Here is a 23,846-nt window from a genome sequence, read left to right as displayed (position 1 = left end):
AATGGTTGTGTCCTGAGTGTGAAGTATCTGGTTGATAACGCCATCTCAATGTCGATTTGACTCGATTTGACTCGATTTGACTCGATGTTCTATAAAACGTAATTACGCGGCTTTGACTTTAGGCATTGTTATTCATTAAGTGCGGAAAAAACAAGTGTCAAAGTATATGTATATGGATTTTAGCAAATCTAACTCTTGTTTTTCTTTTATGACCCAATGTGGCCTTTAATTATCGTGGAGAATAAAGATGAACATTTTAGTTGTTAGTGAATATCCTATCATCAGAGAGTTGCTGCGTTCTGCGCTCAGACCATTGAACCATATTACCCATATTCAACTTTCCGGTGGTAATGACCTTAATGTGATAAAACAGAGAACGGATACAGGTAGTCATGACCTTGTGATTTACGATTTGGATTCTGTAAAAAAAGATCCGACAAGCATCATTATATCTATGTTAGATGCTATTAATGATAAGCAACTGGTTAAGTATGGTTTGTCGTCATTAATTTTATTGTCCAATGAGGCTCAGATTAGGCAATTCGAGGACGATCTGAATTTTTGTGAACATTTTGTGATCACCAAACCTTTTACTTTTAAGAATGTTCAACAGATTGTGAAAAACATAGGTTTTTTCCCTAATCTGAATTGAGGAGAAAGCGTCCTGAAGTTCAGTATTTTTAACAACACATGAAGTGTTAGGCGTAGTAAATCCTATCATTTGTTTCGTAGTTTTTTATAAAAAGAGATGAGACATACATCAAGATATATGGTGTTGATACTTTGCCTTTTTCACTATTTTTAATAAATTAGTGCATTTTATGGTTGTCCTAATTTCATCTTTGAGGGTGAAACTGAGGAGCTGGTGATTAATAAGTGAACAATGTTAACTTTAATAATTTGTGGGGATGGAGTGATTAATAGGTTAATAAATAACACTCTACCAACTATATGGAGCAAATAATGACTACAAAAGGCCAGCTAAAGTCATTTCATTTCATTTTTTTGACAGTGATCCCCTGCTTTCTTATCTTGCAGTTATCTCATTACTATTTTTTTCGTTCCCTACAAGAAAAATCAAAAGAGTACGCTGTAAGTGCGGCATCAAACATTGATTCTATTCTCTATTACGGTAAAGAAGCGAATAAGAAAACACTTTCTCTCGTTAGTCATAATGAGAGTTGTGATGAAATTATCGTAGAATTAAGAAAAATTGTAGCGACGAGCCCTTTTGTAAGAACGACAAATTTAGCTCATGATGGAGTGATATATTGTACATCTCTTTGGGGAGAACGATCATTTATTGATAACCCGCAGACTTATATCTCAGGTGAGCTCTTATTAATGTCAGGCAGTCAAGTAGACTTGCAGCATCCACTGATTGTCGTTCGTAATGTGGAAAATGATAATGTGTCACTTAGCGGTATTGACGGATTACACATCCAACAAGCGTTACTTCAATCTTCTGCTCATGCTTTATCTCTATTTTTACAGTTGGGGGAGTTTTGGTTAGGTGAGGACGGTGTAATGTATCCAACTGATCCAACGCTTGCACTGACTGCTATTCAACAGATTAAATCAGAACGTTTCCCATTTACAATTTATGCAGGATTTGGTTACCCATCATCCTGGTCTGCATTTTGGAATGAGAGAAAGTTCTATATTTTCTTGATTGTATTTATGCAGGTGTCATTTTCGATTTGTTATTGGTGGCTTATTAACCGCCCAAAAACGTTAGATTCGGAACTTCAGCGTGCAATTCGTCAAGAAGAATTTGTACCCTATGCTCAACCGATTGTTAATGCCTCAACCAATGAAATTATGGGTATAGAAATCTTGATAAGGTGGGTTCACCCTATTCAAGGTGTGGTTCGTCCGGATCTTTTTATTCCTCAAGCTGAAGAGTCTGGGTTGATTATTCCTATGACAAAATTGCTCATTAACGAAACCGCTAAGCAGTTGAATAATTATAAGGACTCCTTACCTCATCCGTTTCATGTAGGGATAAATATTTCGCCTCAACATTGCAATGGTCAAGATCTTTTTAACCAATGTAAGGCTTTTGTTGAGTATATCGATACAGAGAAAGTAGTGCTTGTTTTAGAGCTTACTGAACGAGAGGTTCTTGAGTTTTCGGATGCAACAGATGTACTTTTCAGTAACATAAAACGTTTGGGCTGTAAGATAGCGATTGATGACTTCGGAACTGGCCATTCCAGTCTGATAAACTTACAAAAAATCGATCTTGACTACTTAAAAATTGATCAAATATTCATTAAAAACATAGGAAAGGATCCTATTGCTGAACACTTGGTTGAAAATACGATTGAACTTGCTAAGCGTTTATCAATTGATCTTGTTGCTGAGGGCGTTGAGCTGGCTGAGCAAGCTGAATATCTAAAAAATCATAATGTTAACTATTTACAAGGTTTTTTATTCGCAAAACCTGTGCCTCTATCGGAATTCTTACAGGCGTATCAAGACCAATGTCATGCTAAATAATTACGATAGTTTTTAAACTAGCGACCTGATTTGGTTGTGATATCTGACTTCCCATCCATACCACTGTTTAGTAGACCTGTGTAACGTTTATTGAAAATCTTTGAGGATTATCCTGCCTACCCGCAATTCCGAGTCGTTTGCGTGCATTCAAGTTAGAAACTGGTCAAGAGCAAAAGATCTGGCTAGCTATTTGAAATCGATTCGCTAAAGTAAAAACGTTTTTTTAAAAGAGCGAAGGTATTGATGCGTTATGCGTTAGAGCGATACGACCAACATGGTTTTCTTAAAGCCCCTAAACTTATCTGGCTTGGTTGGTTATTTTTGGCAAAAGCTTGGGTTGTTTTCGTGGTGGCAGGAGCAAGCCGAGATAATGGCACGACGATTTTAACCATTGTTTACCCAGACCATTCGATGCTTTATTTGGGGTTGATTATGGGGTTGCCAAGTATCATTCTGATGTGGCTTATCAGCTTACGTGCTCCTGAACGATCGTGGCTAAACCGCATCGTCAGCATGGGAAAACCGCTGACGTTACTTATGGTTATCTTGCAATTTATACAAACGCTTTATCATATCTATTTAGAGCACGGCGTTTTTAATTGGGCCAATGCAAGCACACTGTTGGTGCTGTTATGGTTTGGTCTATATCTACTGAAGAGTAAAAGTGTGCGTGATTGTTTTTCTATCCCGCCCATAGACAAGGCGTGATCCCAATCAAGGTCGCCCCAAAAAACTGAATTACACTGAGCAAAAATAAGTAAGTGAGGATATTTTATGACACAACCTCAAACCGCGATTCTGCCTGAAGCAGGTCCGTTTGCACTGTTTAGCCTTTTAAAAGTAAAGCAAAATCCGGCGCATGTTTTAGCGCAATTAAAAGCATTGCCCGCTTTAGTCAATGAGATAAATCAACATCAACCCGGCGCTGAATTAACCGTGTCGGTCGCATTTACTCGCACCTTTTGGCAGCGTTTAAACCAAAGCATACCACAAGAGCTGATTGATTTTCCTGAGCTTGGTAAAGGCGAAACCATAGCACCAAGTACCGAGGTGGATGTGTTGATTCACTGCCATTCTCATCGTCATGACTTGCTGTTTTATGTGTTGCGTAAATGGATGGAACCCGTGGCTGAGTTGGTTGAAATGGTGGATGAAACCTACTCATTTCGTTACTTAGATGCGCGAGATATGACGGACTTTATCGATGGCACTGAAAACCCTAAAGCCGAAAAACGTCAAGAAGTTGCACTGATTGCTGATGGTGAATTTGCTGGCGGCAGCTATGTGATGTTGCAGCGTTTTGTGCATAACCTTCCAGCGTGGAATCGCTTAAATGTGGCGGCGCAAGAAAAAGTGATTGGGCGCACTAAGCCTGATTCGATTGAGCTTGATAATGTACCTCCAGCGTCTCACGTTGGCCGTGTCGATATAAAAGAAGAGGGGAAAGGGCTGAAAATTGTTCGTCATAGCTTACCTTACGGTACGGTGAGTGGTGAGCACGGTTTACTATTCATTGCTTATTGCCATACGCTGCATAACTTTAAAGTGATGTTGGAAAGTATGTATGGTGTGGCGGATGGTAAAACAGACCAACTGCTGCGCTTTACCAAGGCCGTAACGGGTGCGTACTTTTTTGCCCCTTCAGCTGAGATGCTGCAACATCTTGAACTAAAGTAAGTTTCAATACTGACCTACTATCGGACCGAGCCTTGTGCTCGGTTTTTCTTTTTTAAGCATTTTATGTAAAGAAAAGCGTCTACTGTCCGATAAAGAGATCATTCATTCTATGGCATGGGTCTGTTATGGCAATTACCGTTAATACCAATGTTCCCGCTTTGATTGCGCAGCGTCACTTAGGCTCAGCAAGCGAAATGTTGAATCAATCTTTGGAGCGTCTTGCTTCCGGGAAGCGTATTAATAGTGCCAAAGATGATGCTGCGGGTTTACAAATTTCGAATCGTCTTGAGTCGCAAATGAGGGGCTTAGATGTCGCTGTACGCAATGCTAATGATGGCATTTCAATCATGCAGACTGCTGAAGGTGCAATGCAAGAGACAACCAGCCTGCTTCAGCGTATGCGAGATCTCTCTTTGCAGTCGGCGAATGGCGCGAACAGTAAAGCGGATAGGCAAGCTTTACAGGAAGAAATGAGCGCCTTGAACGATGAATTAAACCGAATTGCTGAAACCACCTCTTTTGGTGGTCGTAAGTTACTGAATGGTTCGTTTGGTCAATCCTCATTTCAGATAGGGGCGAGCTCTGGTGAAGCAGTGCAAGTTTCGTTAAAAAATATGCGTTCAGACAGTTTGGATATGGGGGGCTTTAGCTATGTTGCGGCAGGCATGGCGGATAGTCAGTGGCGGGTGACACAAGATAACCGGCAGCTCACCATGAGCTATACCGATGCCAAGGGAAAACAGCACAACATTCAGATCCAAGCAAAAGTAGGGGACGATATTGAAGAGTTGGCAACCTACATCAATGGGCAAACCGATAAAGTATCGGCGTCAGTCAACGACAAAGGACAGCTACAGCTGTTCATGGCGGGTAAAGAAACCTCTGGGACTATTGATTTTAAAGGTAGCTTAGCCAATCAGTTGCAAATGAATGTGACGGGATATGAAGCAGTAGACACTCTTGATATTACCGAAGTCGGTGGTGCGCAGCGGGCGGTTGCCGTCATTGATACCGCAATGCAGTACGTTGATAGCCATCGCTCTGAGTTAGGCGCGTTGCAAAACCGTTTTAACCACGCCATCAACAACCTCGACAACGTACATGAAAACCTCGCTTCTTCAAACAGTCGAATTAAAGATACGGACTATGCGAAAGAGACCACCCAAATGGTAAAACAGCAAATCCTACAACAAGTCAGTACCTCTATTCTTGCGCAAGCCAAAAAACAGCCAAACCTAGCATTGGCCTTACTCCGCTAGCGATAAAAATCAACAATTATCGACTTTTATCAACAAATCTTTAGCGAAATTATTACCTTTCTGATGAGTTTTTGACCTCTTGTCCTGTTTTTTACACTAAACACATTTTTTTTAAGAAAATTGAAAAAAAATCCTCAAGCTTTGGAAAGTACCGCCGTTATAAAAAGTAACTTTGAGAGAACTATTTGGTTTTCCGAGACGTCGGAAACCGGAAACATCGGAAAATCAATTGGAGTAATCACCATGGCAGTTAATGTAAATACCAACGTATCAGCGATGACAGCACAGCGTTACCTAAACGGCGCTAGCAATGCACAACAAACATCAATGGAACGCCTATCTTCTGGCTTTAAAATCAACAGCGCAAAAGATGATGCGGCAGGCCTACAAATCTCTAACCGTTTGAATGTTCAGAGCCGCGGTCTTGACGTAGCAGTACGTAATGCGAATGACGGTATTTCTATTGCACAAACCGCTGAGGGTGCGATGAATGAAACGACCAACATTTTGCAACGTATGCGTGACTTGTCACTACAATCAGCTAACGGCTCAAACTCAAAAGCAGACCGTGTAGCGATTCAAGAAGAAGTCACCGCTCTGAATGACGAATTAAACCGTATCGCAGAAACCACATCATTTGGTGGTAACAAATTACTTAACGGTACTTTTGAAACTAAGTCATTCCAAATCGGTGCGGATAACGGTGAAGCCGTCATGCTTAGCCTAAACAACATGCGTAGTGACAATGCTATGATGGGCGGCACAAGCTACCAAGCGGCGAACGGCAAAGATAAAGATTGGTCAGTTCAAGCCGGCAGCAACGATCTACAAATCACACTGAAAGATACTTCAGGTACAGATCAGACTATCAATATCTCAGCTAAAGAAGGCGATGATATTGAAGAGTTGGCGACTTACATCAACGGCCAAACTGATATGGTGAAAGCATCAGTTGATGATGAAGGAAAACTACAAGTCTTCGCTGGCAGTAATAAAGTAGAAGGCCCTGTAACATTCGCAGGCGGTCTTGCTGGTGAGCTCGGCATGCAAGCTGGTCAAGCTGTTACCGTAGATGTCATTGATGTGACCTCTGTGGGTGGCGCTCAAGAATCGGTTGCCATTGTTGATGCTGCACTGCAATTTGTAGATAGCCATCGCGCACAATTAGGTGCATTCCAAAATCGCTTTAGCCATGCAATCAGCAACTTAGATAACATTAACGAAAACGTGAGTGCTTCTAAGAGCCGTATTAAAGATACTGACTTTGCCAAAGAAACAACAGCGCTTACTAAGTCGCAAATTCTTTCTCAAGCATCAAGCTCAGTGCTGGCTCAAGCAAAACAAGCTCCACAAGCGGCACTTAGCTTACTTGGCTAAAAGAGCCCAATAGCTCAAGAGTTACCCTTAATGAAAATCCAGCCTCGGCTGGATTTTTTTGCTTAGTGGCAAAGTGGAAAAAGTGTTAGTCGATGCAGCATTATCCTTCTTATTTTTTGACGCTAATCACATTTCTCATGCTCGCTGCATAAATTTTAAAAAAAGGCTTATTTTTTTCTAAAGGATATAAATCTTTCGCCGTTAAAGGATACGAGAGAAATGAGGTGTACCGACGTGAGGTGAGAGACACGGAAGTACATCAACACAATGCCTAAGGAGATCAATATGGCAATTAATGTAAGCACTAACGTGTCTGCAATGACCGCGCAGCGTTATTTAAATAATGCCGCTGATGGTACGCAGAAATCGATGGAGCGTCTGTCATCGGGCTATAAAATCAATAGCGCGCGTGATGATGCAGCGGGTCTACAAATCTCAAACCGTTTAACGTCACAAAGCCGTGGCTTAGATATGGCGGTAAGAAACGCAAATGATGGTATCTCCATTGCACAAACCGCAGAGGGTGCAATGAATGAAACCACCAATATCTTGCAACGTATGCGAGATCTTTCTTTGCAATCAGCAAACGGTTCTAACTCAAGTTCAGAACGCCAAGCGATCCAAGAGGAAGTCTCAGCACTCAATGATGAATTAAACCGTATTGCTGAAACAACCTCGTTTGGTGGTAATAAACTGCTAAATGGTTCGTTTGGTAATAAATCTTTCCAAATTGGTGCCGATTCTGGTGAAGCTGTGATGCTTTCCATGAGCGACATGCGTTCTGACACAAAAGCGATGGGCGGTAAGAGCTATGTCGCGACAAATGGCAAAGCGCCTGACTGGTCAGTCACCAATGCGACGGATCTGACTCTGAGCTATACTGATAAACAAGGAGAAGCTCGCGAAGTCACCATTAACGCTAAAGCGGGTGATGATTTAGAAGAAGTCGCTACTTACATTAATGGTCAAAATGGTGACATCAAAGCTTCAGTCGGTGATGAAGGTAAACTGCAACTGTTTGCCGCCAATCAAAAAGTCTCAAGCGATGTCACTATTGGTGGTGGACTGGGTACTGAAATTGGTTTTGCTGCAGGTAAAGACGTAACCGTCAAAGACATCAATGTCACAACGGTTGGCGGCTCTCAGGAAGCTGTAGCTTTGATTGATGGTGCACTAAAGGCCGTTGATAGCCAACGTGCCTCGTTAGGTGCATTCCAGAACCGTTTCGGTCATGCCATCAGTAACCTTGATAACATCAACGAGAACGTCAACGCTTCTCGTAGTCGAATTAAGGATACTGATTATGCCCGTGAAACAACCCAAATGACGAAGTCGCAGATTTTGCAGCAAGCGAGTACGTCAGTTTTGGCACAGGCGAAGCAGTCACCATCTGCAGCTCTTAGTCTATTGGGTTAACCGATAGGCGAATGGAGCTTTGTGGGGAAAGCAGTGTTTTCACTGCCAACCTATGAGGTGGAAGGGAGATTGTTATGGAAATACCATCCTACACATCGAACATCCAGCCTTACGGCTCGCAAAGTGGCATTAAATTTGCTTCAGAAAACGATGGCGCGACACGCGCTTCCTCGAAACAAAATGAGGTGAATCGTACTGAACAGTTAAGAAATAGGCAAAACCAAAGCGTTGAAGCGGCAATCGAGCTTGCACAGCAACGAGAGCAGATCAACAAATCGGAAAGAGCCAAGATGGTAGAGCAGATGAATGAATTTATCTCATCTATCAACAAAGACTTAGCGTTTAGAGTCGATGAAGAATCAGGACGGGATGTTGTAACGATTTATGAAGCCAGTACTGGTGACATTATTCGTCAGATCCCGAACGAGGAAATGCTAGAGGTTTTGCGACGCCTTGCCAGACAAAAAGACCACAGTACAGGTTTATTGGTTGCTAAGGTGTAATCGTAGTTTTTGAGGTGATTTAATGAGCTTAGGCCCGATGGGTATGAATACTGGCATGGATATCAATTCCTTGGTCAGCAAAATTGTCAATGCAGAGCGCGTTCCTAAGCAGCAACGTATTGATAATGAGCTTGGTCAAATTGATGCCAGTATCAGTGCCTACGGCCGGCTCAAAGAGTCGCTGGATACGATGAAAAATCTTATGACGAATTTTCGTCAGGAGAAGGCTTTCGCTTTGCGAAAAGTCGATACTACTGATGAAAATGTCGTCTCCGCGACAGCCACCACTGACGCAATAGCAGGTAAATATGCTATCGATGTGTTGCAGCTTGCACAGAGCCATAAAGTTGCCTCGGATGTTTTAGAGAAAGAGGCAAAGTTTGGTCCTGGTAAGCTGCAGATTTCACTTGGTGATCAGAAGTTTGATGTTGATGTCCAAGCCAATTCAAAATTGATTGATATCGTTCGCGGTATTAACAGCACTAAAACCAATCCCGGAGTTCGTGCTTCGGTAATCAATGATGTTGAAGGGCCACGTTTGATTGTGGCCTCTAATCTATCTGGAAAAGATCATGACATTAAAATTAATGCTCAGTCTGATGCCGGAAATCCGCTCAAAAATCTAGAGTACAAAACGCTGGAAGAACGCGTTAAAGATTTAGAAAAAGCACGCGCTGCAGCGCAACAAATCATTGCACCACTCACGCCATCTCAACAAGCTATCGCTGCAAAAGTCGCCGAGAAAATAGGTGCGGCGGCACGCGAAGTTGACCAAAGTATGGCGAGTGGTGTTCAAGAAGTCGCCGGGCAAGTAGCTGCCGACGGTAAAGTCGCCAATGCTGCCGGTGAATTAACCGACGCCGCCGTCAAAGCTGCTGCCGCCGCCGGTGTTGCTGCCAATAAATATCTGAAACCGCAAGATCGTATTCCTGGGTGGACTGAAACCGCCTCTGGCACCTTGCTCGATTCCTACTATGAACCTGAGCCAGAGCTTGATGCAACTGCGTTAGAAAAAGCGCCAGATGTGCCCGGTTGGACCAATACCGCTTCTGGTACTTTGGTTGACTCCTATGTCACCCCCAAAGAAGCGCAAGCCAAGCTTGAACAGCAATTAGCAGCTGAAAAAGCCGCGGTTGCGGCGGCGGTGCGTAGTGGTGAACTGACGCCAGAGCAAGCCAAGCAGAAAGAGCGTGAAAAGCTTGACCCGCAAGAGCGTGAGTATTTAGATAAAGTGGACAAAGCAGATGCTGAGCTTAGAGCGGCACAAGCATCGTTTGACGCCTATCAAGGTATGACTCAAGTACAAGCAGGCCAAGATTCCGTGGTGGTTTTGGACGGTGTGGCGACCCTTTCTAGCAACAACAACGTGATTGAAGATGCGATTGAAGGGGTTGATTTGACCCTTAAAGGGCAAACGGCCAAAGGCAAACCACCGGCTGAAATTGGCATCGAATATGACCGCAAAACCGTGCGCGATGATATTGAACAATTTGTCGCGGCGTATAATCAGTTTTATCAGGTCTCTAAAGAACTTGGAGGCGTTGACCCTCGGACTGGCCAAGCAGGGCCACTGGCGGGTGACAGTATTGTGCGCAGTGCAGACTCCCGCCTACGTAGTGTTTTTTCGACTAGAATTGAGCAGGCTCCAGAAGAGATCAAAAGTCTGATTGAGTTTGGTATTACCACCACACGCCAAGGGACACTTGAAATTAACTACGACATGCTAGATCGCCAACTCAATAACAACTTTAATAAGCTAGGTGAGTTCTTTGGTGGAAACCAAGGATTTGCCAAACGGGTTGAAGATGCTATTCAGAGCATGACGGGGGTGACAGGGTCGATTCGCACACGCGAAAAAAGCTTAGTAGAACGCAACTACCGTGTGGCGGACGACCAAGCGGCACTTGATCGCCGCATGGACAGTTTGGAGAAGCGAACGCATTCTAAGTTTTCAGCAATGCAAGACGCGACCAGTAAAATGCAGAACCAATTAGCTGGTATGATGAATGCGTTAGGCGGCTGATATGGAACAGCAACTCGACCTTTTAAGTGATCTAGATCACCAAATAAGAGCAATGCTTGTCATTGATGAAATTAATACTGAAGAAATCAATCATCTTGTCGATAAAAGGGAACGGATATTGCAAAACTTACTGACGCATGCGTCAGAAAATCCACAGTTTGCAATGTCGAGCCAATGGCGAGAGGCTATTGATGAAACTAAACATCTTGTTGAACTGATGCAGTCAAAAACGGTCGAGATCGGTAGAACGCTCCAAAAATACCGACACGGTAATAAATCCGTTCAGCAATACAAAAAGTTTTTATAAGAGGAAGACTATGCGCGGTTCTTTACAGGCATACAAAAAGGTATCAGTGGATAGCCAGCTCAGTGCGGCCTCGCCGCATAAAGTCGTACAAATGTTGATGGCGGGTGCCATTGAACGCCTTATTCAAGCAAAAGCAGCAATGCTACAGGGGAATATTCCAAGTAAGGGTGAACGCCTTGGTAAAGCATTGGATATCATTATTAGCTTACGCAGTTGCTTATCGATGAGTGATGGCGGGGATATTGCAAAAAATTTAGATCAGCTTTATGAATTTATGATCACTCAGATCACCGAAGCGAATCATCAAAATGACCCGCAACCACTGGATGATGTGATCGACATCATTCGAGAAATTAAATCAGCATGGGATCAAATCCCTCCTGAATACCACAATCTGACGGCAAGCGAAGTGGGCATATAAGTTATTTATAAAACTTTAGGCACTTATTTTTTAAAGTTTTAACTGATGTCACACCAGCTCATTGCTTGGTTGCCTTATTTTTTTTATTCCATAGAATAGAAGCCATTACTAGCCTAATGGCTTTTTTTGTTGCTGAATTCCACAAATTGTCTATCGTTTAATCAAGTGATTATAGAAAAACAAAACTGAATAACGATTTTCAGAAGTGCGGCCACAATTTCTCTGATTTAAGGCAAATATTCTCACCTATGCAAGGTTTAGCAAAACTGCTTGTGATAGAAGACGATCCGCAGATCCGTCTCAATCTAAGTAACATTTTAGAATTTGTTGGAGAGCACTGCGAGGCGATCGAGTCATCCCAAATCAAGGATATTGATTGTTCAAGATTGTGGGGGGGCTGCATTATTGGATCGCTAAAAAGTGAGCAGTTAACTGATGAGATAGCTCAGTGGTTGACTAAGGCCAATTATATTCCACTTCTAATGGCAAACAAGCAGCCATATTCATTGGAAGAATTTACTCAATACGTCGGTGAACTTGAGTCACCTCTTAATTACCCTCAACTGAGTGACGCATTACGACATTGCAAAGAATTTTTAGGACGCAAAGGCGTGCAAGTTCCCTCTACATCGCGTAAGAATACCTTATTTCGTAGCCTTGTAGGCCAAAGTCATGGTATCCAAGAAGTTCGCCATTTGATTGAGCAAGTCTCAGGCACAGAAGCCAATGTGTTGATCTTAGGTGAATCTGGAACGGGCAAAGAAGTGGTTGCGCGTAACATCCATTATCATTCTGCACGCCGCAACGGTCCGTTTGTGCCGATTAACTGTGGTGCGATTCCGGCTGATTTACTTGAAAGTGAATTATTTGGTCATGAAAAAGGGGCGTTTACCGGAGCGATAACCGCGCGTAAAGGTCGTTTTGAGCTTGCCGAAGGCGGTACTTTATTTCTCGATGAGATCGGTGATATGCCGATGTCGATGCAGGTAAAGTTGTTGCGTGTGTTACAAGAACGCTGCTTTGAACGTGTGGGCGGTAACACCACCATTAAAGTGAATGTGCGTGTGGTGTCAGCGACTCACCGCAATTTAGAAAACATGATTGATGATGAATCATTTCGTGAAGATCTTTACTATCGACTCAATGTTTTCCCAATTGAAATGCCAGCGCTAAAAGATCGCAAAGACGACATTCCATTGCTGTTACAAGAACTCATGACACGTATGGAAGCGGAAGGTGGACAGCCATTTTGTTTTACCCCGCGAGCAGTCAATTCGTTAATGGAACATAATTGGCCTGGCAATGTTCGTGAGCTAGCGAATTTAGTTGAGCGGATGATCATTCTCTATCCAAATAGTCTCGTCGACGTCAATCATTTACCAACTAAATACCGCTATAGTGATATTCCAGAATTCCAACCAGAGCACAGCTGCTATGGCTCTGTTGAAGACCAAGAACGTGATGTGCTGGCGGGTATTTTCTCTGAAAACTTCAGTTTTGAAGACGTCGAAGAGATGCACGAAAACCTCAACGCACCGCAGTCATTGCCTCCTGAAGGCGTGAATTTGAAAGAGCTATTGGCGGACTTGGAAGTCAATATGATCAACCAAGCCCTTGAAGCTCAAGGCGGAGTGGTAGCGCGTGCCGCTGATATGCTGGGTATGCGCCGTACGACCTTGGTTGAAAAAATGCGTAAATACAATATGCAACGGTGATTCAAAAACAGCATGGGTAAAGTTTAGTCAATATATTGGCAATGGATTAATTCTTTGATTTTAAAGAAAAATAGCCTGGCATGTATTTTGCGTGTTAGGCTATTGTTGTTTTATAGGTAGAATTTCGACATGCAGTCTCCTGACACACCCATTAATCAATCTCACTTGGATTCTGTAGAGGATCAAGTTGAGCGCTATAAACAGGTTCTTGATGTGATGCCTGCTGGCGTCATTTTGCTCGATACTCAAGGCGTAGTCAGAGAAGCTAACCCTGAAGCTCAGCGGTTATTGCAAGTCCCATTGGCGGGTGAAAAATGGTATTCCGTCATTCAAAGTGCCTTTGCGCCGAGAGAAGATGATGGGCATGAAATCTCGCTGCGCAATGGTCGTAAAGTTAGATTAGCCATTTCAGCATCAGCAACAGGCCAATTGATATTAATCACCGATTTAACCGAAACTCGGTTACTTCAATCACGCATCAGTGATTTACAGCGCTTATCCTCACTCGGTCGAATGGTGGCGTCTTTGGCACATCAAGTTCGTACACCGTTATCCAGTGCCATGCTCTATGCCTCAAATTTAGGTGCGCCTAACTTGCCAAACGCTACAAGAGAGCGTTTTCAGTCTAAGCTGATGGATAGGCTTCATGATCTTGAAAAACAAGTCAATGATATGTTGTTGTTTGCCAAAGGTGGTGACAATAAAGTCATTCAGCCGTTTACAGTGACAGACTTGGTCAGCGAATTTGTTCCCATGGTGGAAACGGCATTAAAAAATAGCGCAATTGATTATCATCAGGAAGTGGAACAAGAAGGGACAGTGGTGTTAGGAAATGCAAATGCCATTGCCTCTGCACTGAGTAACTTAGTGATGAACGCAATACAAATTGCGGGTAAGGCGTCGCAAATTGATGTCTTTTTTCGCCCGGTAAATGGTGAGCTGAAAATCTCGGTACAAGACAGTGGCCCGGGAGTCCCTGCTGCGTTGCAAAGTAAAATTATGGAACCGTTTTTTACCACTCGTTCACAAGGAACGGGGTTAGGGTTAGCGGTGGTACAAATGGTCTGCCGCGCCCATGATGGGCGATTGGAATTAATTTCAGAAGAAGGGGAGGGTGCTTGCTTTACTATGTGCATTCCACTCGAGCGTCATGCCCCTTCTTCACCAACAGAGACTGGAGAAGGATGATGGCTCAAAGCAAAGTCTTAATCGTTGAAGATGATGAAGGTCTACGCGAAGCGTTAGTCGATACTTTGGCGCTGGCTGGTTATGAATGGCTGGAAGCTGATTGCGCCGAAGATGCACTGATTAAACTCAAAGCACATCCTGTTGATATTGTTGTCTCTGACGTTCAAATGGCTGGCATGGGTGGCCTTGCACTGCTGCGCAACATCAAACAGCATTGGCCCAATTTACCCGTGTTGCTGATGACGGCGTACGCCAATATTGAAGATGCGGTCTCGGCGATGAAAGAGGGCGCCATTGATTACATGGCAAAACCCTTTGCCCCCGAAGTGCTACTCAACATGGTTAGCCGTTACGCGCCAGTGAAATCGGATGATAATGGTGATGCGGTTGTTGCCGATGAGAAAAGCCTGCGCTTATTGTCACTTGCCGACAAAGTGGCAAAAACCGATGCTAACGTCATGATTTTGGGCCCAAGCGGCTCAGGAAAAGAGGTCATGTCTCGCTACATTCATAACTCATCTCCGCGTAAAGATGGGCCATTTGTGGCGATCAACTGTGCCGCCATTCCAGACAACATGCTCGAAGCCACCTTATTTGGTTATGAAAAAGGGGCATTTACAGGAGCGGTACAAGCTTGTCCGGGCAAATTTGAACAAGCACAAGGTGGGACCATTTTACTCGATGAGATCAGCGAGATGGATCTGAACCTACAAGCAAAACTGCTGCGTGTACTCCAAGAGCGTGAAGTGGAACGCTTGGGTGGGCGTAAAAGCATTAAGCTTGATGTCCGCGTATTGGCGACCAGCAACCGCGACCTAAAGCAGTATGTGCAGGAAGGCAATTTCCGTGATGATTTATATTATCGCCTCAACGTCTTCCCAATCTCATGGCCAGCGCTACGTGACCGCAAAGGGGATATTGAACCGCTGGCTCACCACCTTGTAGAGCGTCACTGCACTAAGCTTGGTTTACCTGTGCCTCGTATCGCGCCGCAAGCCATTAACAAGTTGCTTAGTTACGCTTGGCCGGGCAACGTCCGTGAACTTGATAACGTCGTGCAACGCGCGCTGATCTTGAGTGAGCAAGGAGACATTGCAAGTGAACATATCTTGTTGGAAGGGGTTGATTGGCAAGATGCTAGCAGCCTGCAACAAGTCGTAGAGCGCAGCGATATTGCCACACCAGAGATTAAGCCTGTAGCACAAGTCGAAGTGAACAAGCTGTTTAATAACAATGGCGCTGCATTGGGTGATGAGCTGAGAGATCAAGAATACACCATTATCATGGATACTTTAGTCGAGTGCCAAGGCCGCCGTAAAGAGATGGCTGACAAGCTCGGAATTAGCCCTAGGACACTGCGTTATAAATTAGCGAAAATGCGTGATGCAGGAATTGATATCCCGAATTAACCCCAAAGTGGGTGATGGCATATAAATTGCTGCATCACAGAAAGAAGCAGCACAGCAGTCAAAGATTTGGCGTTAGAGGTAGCAATGAGACTTGATGGTTTAAACAGCGAAATGCAAACAATGATGTTGGAAGCAACCAATGCTCGTCCTACGGCAACTGGACAAAGTGTGAGTGCTGATTTTGGCGACATGCTTTCCAAAGCCATTAATAACGTGAACAGTTTGCAAAAGACCTCAGGTAATTTACAAACCCGCTTTGATCGGGGAGATGAAAATGTCTCACTATCGGATGTGATGATTGCTCGTAATAAGTCGAGTGTAGCCTTTGAAGCGACGATTCAAGTTCGAAATAAACTTGTCGACGCCTACAAAGAACTCATGAATATGCCCGTATAAATTAGGTAGCCGCCGTGGCAGAAGATAAGCAAACAACCGATCTTACCGTGACCAGTGGTTCTGACCACGCTTTAATGGCGAGCTCAGATCTAGACATGGACACGCAAAACCCAGATCTTGAAGAGAAGAGTTCATCCAAAAGTGATTTTGCGATGGGCGACTTGGACTTGTTGCGCCAGGTGGTGTTAGTCCTCTCTATTTCCATCTGTGTGGCACTGATTGTCATGTTGTTCTTTTGGGTTCGAGAACCTGAAATGCGCCCGCTTGGCGCTTATGAAACCGAAGAACTTATTCCTGTCCTCGATTATCTTGATCAGCAGAAACTGACCTACAAATTAGATGGTAATACTATCTTAGTGCCATCCAGTGAATACAACAGCTTAAAACTCAACCTCGTCCGTGCAGGGTTAAATCAAAACAAGCAAGCGGGCGATGAAATCTTGATGCAAGACATGGGCTTTGGTGTTTCTCAGCGCCTTGAGCAAGAGCGCCTTAAACTTAGCCGTGAACGTCAGCTTGCCAAAGCGATTGAAGAGATGAAGCTCGTCAACAAAGCTCGTGTGTTATTGGCACTGCCTAAGCAAAGCGTATTTGTTCGTCATAACCAAGATGCTTCTGCCTCCGTATTTCTTACCTTGCGAACTGGTGCTAACCTCAAACAAGAAGAGGTCGACTCTATTGTCGATATGGTCGCCAGTGCCGTGCCAGGGATGAAACCCAATCGAATTACCGTGACTGATCAACATGGTCGGCTGCTCAGCTCAGGCTCTCAAGATCCTGTGTCGTCAGCCCGTCGTAAAGAACAAGAACTTGAACGCAAGCAAGAAGAGGCGCTGCGTGACAAAATTGATTCGGTATTAATCCCAATTCTAGGCTTTGGTAATTACACCGCCCAAGTGGATATCCAACTGGATTTCAGTGCCATTGAACAAACGCGTAAACGCTTTGACCCGAATACGCCAGCGACACGCAGCGAATATACGCTTGAAGACTATAACAACGGCAATGTGGTGGCTGGCGTTCCAGGTGCATTAAGTAATCAGCCACCTGCGGATGCTTCTATCCCACAAGACGTTGCGCAGATGAAAGATGGCTCGGTACTTGGGCAAGGTTCGGTCCATAAAGAAGCCACGCGCAATTTTGAACTCGATACCACCATCAGTCATGAACGCAAACAATCGGGTGTGGTGAATCGCCAAACCGTTGCGGTGGCGATTAAAAACCGACCATCGGTTAACCCAGAGACTGGCGAAGTCACCTATACTCCCCTGAGCGAAAGTGAAATTAGCGCCGTGCGACAAGTATTGATTGGGACGGTTGGCTTTGATGAAAACCGTGGCGATTTGTTGAATGTCTTGAGCATGCAATTTGCCGTGCCTGAAGTTGAGTCAATGGTTGATGTCCCTATTTGGGAGCATCCAAACTTCAATGATTGGGTACGCTGGTTTGCTAGTGCCTTGGTTATTGTGGTTGTGGTGCTGGTGCTGGTTCGCCCTGCGCTGAAAAAACTGCTCAACCCTGCTGCGGATGATGATGACCCAATGTACGGACCTGATGGTTTACCGATTGGTGCTGATGGTGAAACCAGTTTAATTGGCAGTGGTATTGATGGCGGTGATCTCTTTGAGTTTGGTTCCGGTATTGATTTGCCAAACTTACACAAGGATGAGGATGTACTGAAAGCGGTGCGTGCTCTAGTGGCCAATGAGCCTGAACTTGCGGCTCAAGTAGTGAAGAATTGGATGCAAAATGCCTGATAATAAAAATAAGAGTGGAACAGAAGTGACAGAATCATCGGTTGATATTTCAACAATTTCTGGTGATGAAAAAGCGGCTATTTTGTTGTTGAGCTTAAACGAAGAGGACGCCGCTGGCATCATCCGCCATCTTGAACCTAAACAGGTACAACGAGTCGGTAGCGCGATGGCGAAAGCGAAAGAGCTTAGCCAAGAGAAAGTCGGCGCGGTGCATCGTGCTTTCCTCGAAGATATTCAGAAATACACCAATATCGGTATGGGCAGCGAAGACTTTATGCGTAACGCGCTTATCGCTGCATTAGGTGCCGATAAAGCCAATAACTTGGTCGATCAAATTTTGCTTGGCACGGGTTCAAAAGGGTTGGATTCATTGAAATGGATGGACCCACGACAAGTGGCGAGCATCATTGTTAATGAACACCCACAAATCCAAACCATTGTTTTATCGTATTTAGAACCGGATCAATCGGCTGAAATTTTGGCGCAGTTTGCTGAACGTGACCGTTTAGACTTATTGATGCGCATTGCCAACCTTGAAGAAGTACAACCTTCGGCATTGGCTGAGTTGAATGAAATCATGGAGAAACAATTTGCCGGTCAAGCGGGCGCGCAAGCGGCGAAAATTGGTGGCTTGAAAGCCGCGGCTGATATCATGAACTACCTCGATAACAATATCGAAGGCATCCTCATGGATCAGATGCGTGAGCAAGATGAAGACATGGCAACGCAGATCCAAGATCTGATGTTTGTGTTCGAAAACTTAGTCGAAGTGGACGACCAAGGCATTCAAAAATTGCTGCGTGATGTACCGCAAGATGTACTGCAAAAAGCACTTAAAGGTGCTGATGACGCATTGCGTGAGAAGATCTTCAAAAACATGTCAAAACGTGCAGCTGAGATGATGAAAGATGATCTGGAAGCCATGCCTCCGATTAAAGTATCAGATGTCGAAGCGGCGCAAAAAGAGATTCTGGCGATTGCACGTCGTATGGCCGACAGTGGCGAAATTATGCTGTCTGGCGGCGCAGACGAATTCTTATAATCTAACCCTGACTCAACAATAGGTAGCATTATGTCTGGAGAAAGAAAACGCGGCTTTTTACGTTTAGATGCAGACGCTAATATTGAACAAGCCAAAAAGTGGGGGTTGCCGGACTACGGCGCAGAGATCAATAAAAAAGCCAAAGAAACGGCAATGAACTACGACCCCGGTTGGATGCCAAGTTTTGATGAGCCTGTGGTTGAAGAGCCGCTGCAACTCAGCGAAGAAGAGATTGGCCAGATCAAACAAGGGGCTTATCAAGAAGGTTTGCACCAAGGCCAAGAAGCCGGATTCAAACAAGGTTATGAAAAAGGCAAAGAAGAAGGGCTGATTGCAGGACACCAAGAAGGTGTTGAGCAAGGCAAAACCGAGGGGGTCGCTGAAGGGCAAACTCTCATCCAGCAGCAGGTTGATATTTTCGTTGGTCTTGCCAATCAATTTGCTCAACCGCTAGAGTTGATGAATGCCCAAGTCGAAAAACAGCTGGTCGATATGGTTTTAACCTTGGTCAAAGAAGTCGTTCACGTTGAAGTACAAACCAATCCGCAAGTGATCTTAGATACCGTCAAATCGTCGGTTGAGTCCCTGCCTGTATCTGGTCATGCCATCACATTAAAACTCCATCCAGAAGATGTTGAAGTGATTCATTCTGCTTATGGCGAAAAAGAGCTGGATTTCCGAAACTGGACATTGGTCAAAGAGCCGGCATTAAATCGCGGTGACGTCCAGATTGAAGCAGGTGAATCGAGTGTGAATTATCGAATGGAAGATCGCATTCGTAGCGTGTTGAAAAGTTTTTGTGGCACCAATCGTCACCAACAAGGTGAGCAATAGTGTTGTCTCTTGCCGATCGCCTTAGTCAATACAAAACCGAAGGGTTAACCTGCCGCCCAATGGCATCTGGCAAACTGGTCCGTGTGGTTGGTTTAACCCTTGAGGCTACCGGTTGTAAAGCTCCTATTGGTAGCTTATGTAAAGTAGAAACCATGTCAGGAGAAATGGAAGCGGAAGTGGTTGGCTTTTCTGGCGATAACCTCTATCTGATGCCCAGCGAACAGATAACAGGCGTACTGCCCGGAGCTAAAGTTACCCCAATGACAGGGGATGCTGGCCTACCAGTCGGGATGGAGCTGCTTGGACGGGTGATTGATGGTGTCGGTAATCCACTCGATGGGCTGGGGCCTATTTATACCGAAAAGCGCGCATCGTTTAATGCTGACCCCATCAATCCATTAGCTCGCAAACCCATAACAGAACCTCTGGACGTTGGCCTAAAAGCGATCAACGGTTTACTGACGGTGGGTAAAGGGCAGCGGATTGGTTTATTTGCCGGTTCTGGTGTCGGTAAGTCGGTAACGCTTGGCATGATGACTCGTGGCACAACCGCTCAAGTGGTGGTGGTGGGGCTGATTGGTGAACGTGGCCGCGAAGTAAAAGAGTTTATAGAAGAGATTTTAGGCGTTGATGGACGTCAACGTTCAGTTGTAGTAGCCGCGCCTGCGGACTCCTCACCGCTGATGCGTTTAAAAGGCTGTCAAACCGCGTTAGCGATTGCGGAATACTTTCGTGATCAAGGGTTAGATGTATTGCTACTAATGGACTCGTTGACTCGTTTTGCCCAAGCGCAACGTGAAATTGCGTTATCTGTGGGTGAGCCGCCAGCCACAAAAGGTTATCCGCCATCGGTGTTTGCTAAACTGCCCGCCTTGGTTGAACGAGCGGGAAATGGCGGTCCTCACCAAGGATCGATTACCGCTTTCTTTACCGTGCTCACCGAAGGGGATGATCTACAAGACCCGATCGCTGATGCATCGCGAGCCATTCTTGATGGTCACATTGTTTTATCACGTGAAATGGCCGATGCCGGACATTACCCAGCGATTGATGTAGAGAAATCGGTCAGCCGTGTTATGCCACAAATCACCACCGATGAACATCTGTTGATGTCGAAAGCGGTGCGTCAAATACTCTCCATCTGCCGGAAAAATCAAGATCTCGTCTCTATCGGTGCTTACAAGCCGGGGACGGACCCTGCGATTGACAGTGCATTTACGCTAAAACCTAGACTGGATGAATATTTGCAGCAAGGGATGAAGGATTCGGTTCCTTACGACATGTGCGTCAATATGCTCAAGCACGTTTTGCAAGTGGGGTAATCGATGGATAACGCACTCGAGTTTTTGCTTGACCAAGCCAAAGACAAAGAAGAAAAAGCCGTGATGGCGTTATCTAAATCGCGTGATGAGCTAGAGAGTTATTACAAGCAGTTGGCGCAGATTGAACAATATCGACTGGATTATTGTCAGCAGCTTATGGAGCGCGGCATGTCAGGTTTGACGGCGAGCCAATATGGACACTTAAACCGATTTCTTACCCAGTTAGATGAAACCCTTGTCAAACAAAGAGATGCAGAACAACACTTCAAAAATCAGGTAGAGAACTGCCAAGAGCATTGGATGGAAGTGAGAAAACAGCGACGCTCTTACGAATGGCTCATTGAAAAAAAACAGATAGAAGCGCAACGTCTACAAGATAAACGAGAGCAGAAGCAGATGGATGAGTTCTCTACACTGCTCTTTAGCAGGCAACGTTCTAATCAACACAAGTTTTAAGCAACATAAGTTTTAATCAAAATAAGTTTTAAGTCACTGACGCCTCAAGTCGTCAACGTGTCCAATAAGATGGGTGTCATACTTTCTTATCGATATTGAAGGCTTGGCTCATTTCTTGCTTCTGACTAATCACGGAGTTCATTAGGTTAATCCACTGCGCCATCGTCAAAAAATGATGAAACATGGCTTACTGGCCAATAATGAATCCGCGTCATCCTCTGTTTTTAGTGCGAGCATCATGGATATGAATGTAAATATTACAACACCATCCGACACCTCTAAAATGGCCAGCGTGAGTAAAGCAGGCTCTGATGCGGTGAGTGAAGGTTCTGAATCTCAAGGTTTTTTTGAAAAACTGACCGCCCTCATTATGGGTCGTAGCACTGAATCTTCGGCAGAAACTGACTTTAAGGCGCTTGATGAGGGAGCTGTGCTCACCGATGACGTGGCAGCCCAAAGTAGCGATGCCTTGTTAGATAAAGAACTTGGTGAGGCATTGAGTGAAGAGGCCGATGTTGATACCGCGCAAACAAAATCACCCCCTTCAGCAGAGGTTGATGACTCCGCTCTTCAGCAGAAAACAGCACAAGTGATGAGCGATGGCGATGAAATCCTTGGCCGTTTAAATAGCGCCAATCAAGCACTTGCTGACCAAAACGGCAAAACCTTGCCACAAAACACTCATCCGGTAGACGTGCAAATCGACGACAACGCAGGTGACTCCTCGGATCAAGTGGAGCAAAAAACGCCAGCGGCTGCGCAAATATCAGCACAGGATGCATTCGCTAAACCCACTACTGAATCAGTAGCACCGGCGTCAGTGAATGAGCAAGCTCCATTATCTGATCAGCACATCACGGAACAAGATGCAGAGCGTGTGCTGCCTATTCAGCAGGGCAAAGAGCGTTTGATGGCTGCGGAAGGTTCACCTACGGCATCAAGCTTAAACGCAGAGACTGAAGAGAATGGTGAACTCATCCTGCCGGAATCAGTCCGAAAATTCATTCAGCCGCCTCAAGATACAAAGTCAGTGCAAGCAAGCGCTTTGTCGCAAGCGATAGAAGATGAGGCCACTTTACTTGCCACAACTGAAGTTGGCGATGCAGCAGTTAACGCGGTGGCAAAAAGTGACAACACCATGCCCATAGAGCCATCACCTTTGGTTGAAGCGCAAGCACTTGATTCACAATTGACAACAAATTTAGCAGAGGGCAAGTTGCCACTCTCTCCATCTACGAATACACCTCAAACCGATTCGGAAAATGATCAGCAAGGACTGCCCACAGAGGCGTTATTGACTGCCGCTGCCATTCCTTGGGCGAACACAGTTGTTGCCGAAGGGCAAGCATTACCTCTAGATGTGGCACAAAGTGAAACGGTCCTCAAGGGTAAAAATACGCCGGTTTCATTAGCCCATTCTGTTCAGCAAGCCTTAGCTCAGCAACAATCTCAAACCATGCAGGCTGCCGTGGCGGCAGACAAAGCCGCACTAGCATCGTCACCTCTTGTTACAGCAAGCAATGAGTTATCCAATGTACAAATACAACAGTTAGCGAATGCGGCCGCGATACCAGCTGCAACCCATGCCGAATTGCCACTCAACCCCGCGCTATTCAAAGCCGGATTAGGCGCGAAAGCGTTATCGGGTGTGAATGATGCAGGGTCGGCTCAAGAGCAAAAAGAGGGCACATTAGCGCAGCAGCTTTCGAGTGCTTTGGGGCAACATGGTTTGAACGCGACGCAGAGCCGTGCTGACAACTTGCAAGCCGCGCAACAGCCTCCTTTGTTGCTTAACCGAGAAATGGCCAGTGAGCAAATGGCGGAACGGCTGCAAATGATGATGTCGAAAAACCTTAAACATGTCGATATTCGCTTAGATCCACCGGAATTGGGGCGTTTACAAATTCGTATGAATATGAATGGTGATCATACGACGGTTCATTTTACGGTCGCTAACCATCAAGCACGTGATGTGATTGAACAATCTATGCCAAGGCTACGAGAAATGTTGGCACAACAAGGTGTGCAGTTGGGTGAGACCTCTGTCCAACAACAGAGCGCTGGTCAGCAACAAGCGCGCTACACTGCCGACGGGGATGCCCAATCTGGTCAATTGGCGCGCAACGGAAGCTATTTAGACGAAGAAAACCTTGATACAGACGTCAAACTTGATTTGAATGTCGCATCAAAGCGTGATGGAATCAGTTATTACGCTTAAACTAATATTAAAAATAACGACATA

At 44.9% G+C, this 23,846-nt stretch carries 21 protein-coding genes; all 21 read left to right on the top strand.

Annotation, left to right across the window (positions count from 1 at the left end; genetic code table 11):
• Positions 1–247 precede the first annotated feature (247 nt).
• Positions 248–652 (top strand): response regulator, encoded by a 405-nt coding sequence (locus AACQ42_RS03845; protein WP_094129071.1) that lies wholly within the window; start codon positions 248–250, stop codon positions 650–652.
• A gap of 311 nt (positions 653–963) precedes the next feature.
• Positions 964–2,502 carry an EAL domain-containing protein gene (locus AACQ42_RS03840; RefSeq protein ID WP_094165183.1) on the top strand — a complete coding sequence of 513 codons (1,539 nt, stop codon included), beginning with the start codon at positions 964–966 and terminating at the stop codon, positions 2,500–2,502.
• Positions 2,503–2,742: 240 nt separating this feature from the next.
• Positions 2,743–3,210, top strand: coding sequence for a DUF2919 domain-containing protein (locus AACQ42_RS03835; RefSeq protein ID WP_094165181.1), 468 nt, complete (start codon positions 2,743–2,745; stop codon positions 3,208–3,210).
• A gap of 66 nt (positions 3,211–3,276) precedes the next feature.
• On the top strand, positions 3,277–4,179 hold the full coding sequence (locus tag AACQ42_RS03830) for a Dyp-type peroxidase (RefSeq protein ID WP_094165179.1): 903 nt from the start codon (positions 3,277–3,279) through the stop codon (positions 4,177–4,179).
• A gap of 125 nt (positions 4,180–4,304) precedes the next feature.
• Positions 4,305–5,438 (top strand): flagellin, encoded by a 1,134-nt coding sequence (locus AACQ42_RS03825; RefSeq protein ID WP_094165177.1) that lies wholly within the window; start codon positions 4,305–4,307, stop codon positions 5,436–5,438.
• A 243-nt stretch (positions 5,439–5,681) separates the two neighbouring features.
• Positions 5,682–6,815 carry a flagellin gene (locus AACQ42_RS03820; protein WP_013856299.1) on the top strand — a complete coding sequence of 378 codons (1,134 nt, stop codon included), beginning with the start codon at positions 5,682–5,684 and terminating at the stop codon, positions 6,813–6,815.
• Positions 6,816–7,100: 285 nt separating this feature from the next.
• Positions 7,101–8,231 carry a flagellin gene (locus AACQ42_RS03815; RefSeq protein ID WP_026028066.1) on the top strand — a complete coding sequence of 377 codons (1,131 nt, stop codon included), beginning with the start codon at positions 7,101–7,103 and terminating at the stop codon, positions 8,229–8,231.
• Positions 8,232–8,305: 74 nt separating this feature from the next.
• On the top strand, positions 8,306–8,734 hold the full coding sequence (gene flaG / locus AACQ42_RS03810; RefSeq protein ID WP_013856302.1) for a flagellar protein FlaG: 429 nt from the start codon (positions 8,306–8,308) through the stop codon (positions 8,732–8,734).
• Positions 8,735–8,756: 22 nt separating this feature from the next.
• Entirely contained in the window at positions 8,757–10,757 is a 2,001-nt protein-coding gene (fliD, locus tag AACQ42_RS03805) for a flagellar filament capping protein FliD (RefSeq protein WP_094165175.1), read from the top strand.
• Between the two features lies 1 nt (position 10,758).
• A complete protein-coding gene (locus AACQ42_RS03800) occupies positions 10,759–11,064 on the top strand; it encodes a flagellar protein FliT (RefSeq protein ID WP_013856304.1) in 306 nt (101 codons plus the stop codon).
• 10 nt (positions 11,065–11,074) lie between these two features.
• On the top strand, positions 11,075–11,485 hold the full coding sequence (gene fliS, locus AACQ42_RS03795) for a flagellar export chaperone FliS (protein ID WP_010318718.1): 411 nt from the start codon (positions 11,075–11,077) through the stop codon (positions 11,483–11,485).
• Positions 11,486–11,733: 248 nt separating this feature from the next.
• Complete coding sequence (locus AACQ42_RS03790) at positions 11,734–13,200, top strand: sigma-54 dependent transcriptional regulator (protein ID WP_088729045.1); 1,467 nt, start codon at positions 11,734–11,736, stop codon at positions 13,198–13,200.
• A 129-nt stretch (positions 13,201–13,329) separates the two neighbouring features.
• Entirely contained in the window at positions 13,330–14,388 is a 1,059-nt protein-coding gene (locus tag AACQ42_RS03785) for a sensor histidine kinase (RefSeq protein ID WP_013856306.1), read from the top strand.
• The gene (locus AACQ42_RS03780) at positions 14,388–15,797 is read left to right on the top strand and encodes a sigma-54-dependent transcriptional regulator (protein ID WP_064625770.1); all 1,410 of its coding nucleotides are present in this window, start codon (positions 14,388–14,390) and stop codon (positions 15,795–15,797) included. The genes AACQ42_RS03785 and AACQ42_RS03780 overlap by 1 nt, the downstream gene beginning before the upstream one ends.
• Positions 15,798–15,881: 84 nt before the next feature.
• Positions 15,882–16,193 (top strand): flagellar hook-basal body complex protein FliE, encoded by a 312-nt coding sequence (gene fliE, locus AACQ42_RS03775; RefSeq protein WP_026028064.1) that lies wholly within the window; start codon positions 15,882–15,884, stop codon positions 16,191–16,193.
• A gap of 14 nt (positions 16,194–16,207) precedes the next feature.
• Positions 16,208–17,950 carry a flagellar basal-body MS-ring/collar protein FliF gene (gene fliF / locus AACQ42_RS03770; RefSeq protein WP_013856309.1) on the top strand — a complete coding sequence of 581 codons (1,743 nt, stop codon included), beginning with the start codon at positions 16,208–16,210 and terminating at the stop codon, positions 17,948–17,950.
• Entirely contained in the window at positions 17,943–18,992 is a 1,050-nt protein-coding gene (gene fliG / locus AACQ42_RS03765) for a flagellar motor switch protein FliG (RefSeq protein ID WP_013856310.1), read from the top strand. The genes fliF and fliG overlap by 8 nt, the downstream gene beginning before the upstream one ends.
• Before the next feature lie 30 nt (positions 18,993–19,022).
• Positions 19,023–19,826, top strand: a complete 804-nt coding sequence (gene fliH / locus AACQ42_RS03760; protein WP_094149460.1) for a flagellar assembly protein FliH — start codon at positions 19,023–19,025, stop codon at positions 19,824–19,826.
• Entirely contained in the window at positions 19,826–21,148 is a 1,323-nt protein-coding gene (gene fliI / locus AACQ42_RS03755) for a flagellar protein export ATPase FliI (protein ID WP_013856312.1), read from the top strand. Before fliH ends, fliI begins: the two co-directional genes overlap by 1 nt.
• A 3-nt stretch (positions 21,149–21,151) precedes the next feature.
• Positions 21,152–21,604 (top strand): flagellar export protein FliJ, encoded by a 453-nt coding sequence (gene fliJ, locus AACQ42_RS03750; RefSeq protein WP_010318709.1) that lies wholly within the window; start codon positions 21,152–21,154, stop codon positions 21,602–21,604.
• 172 nt (positions 21,605–21,776) lie between these two features.
• Complete coding sequence (locus AACQ42_RS03745) at positions 21,777–23,822, top strand: flagellar hook-length control protein FliK (protein ID WP_094165173.1); 2,046 nt, start codon at positions 21,777–21,779, stop codon at positions 23,820–23,822.
• Positions 23,823–23,846: the final 24 nt, after the last annotated feature.

It is taken from the genome of Vibrio sp. V12_P9A6T4 (assembly GCF_963874835.1).
Lineage (GTDB): Bacteria > Pseudomonadota > Gammaproteobacteria > Enterobacterales > Vibrionaceae > Vibrio > Vibrio anguillarum.
This window is presented reverse-complemented; position numbering and strand designations above follow the sequence as displayed.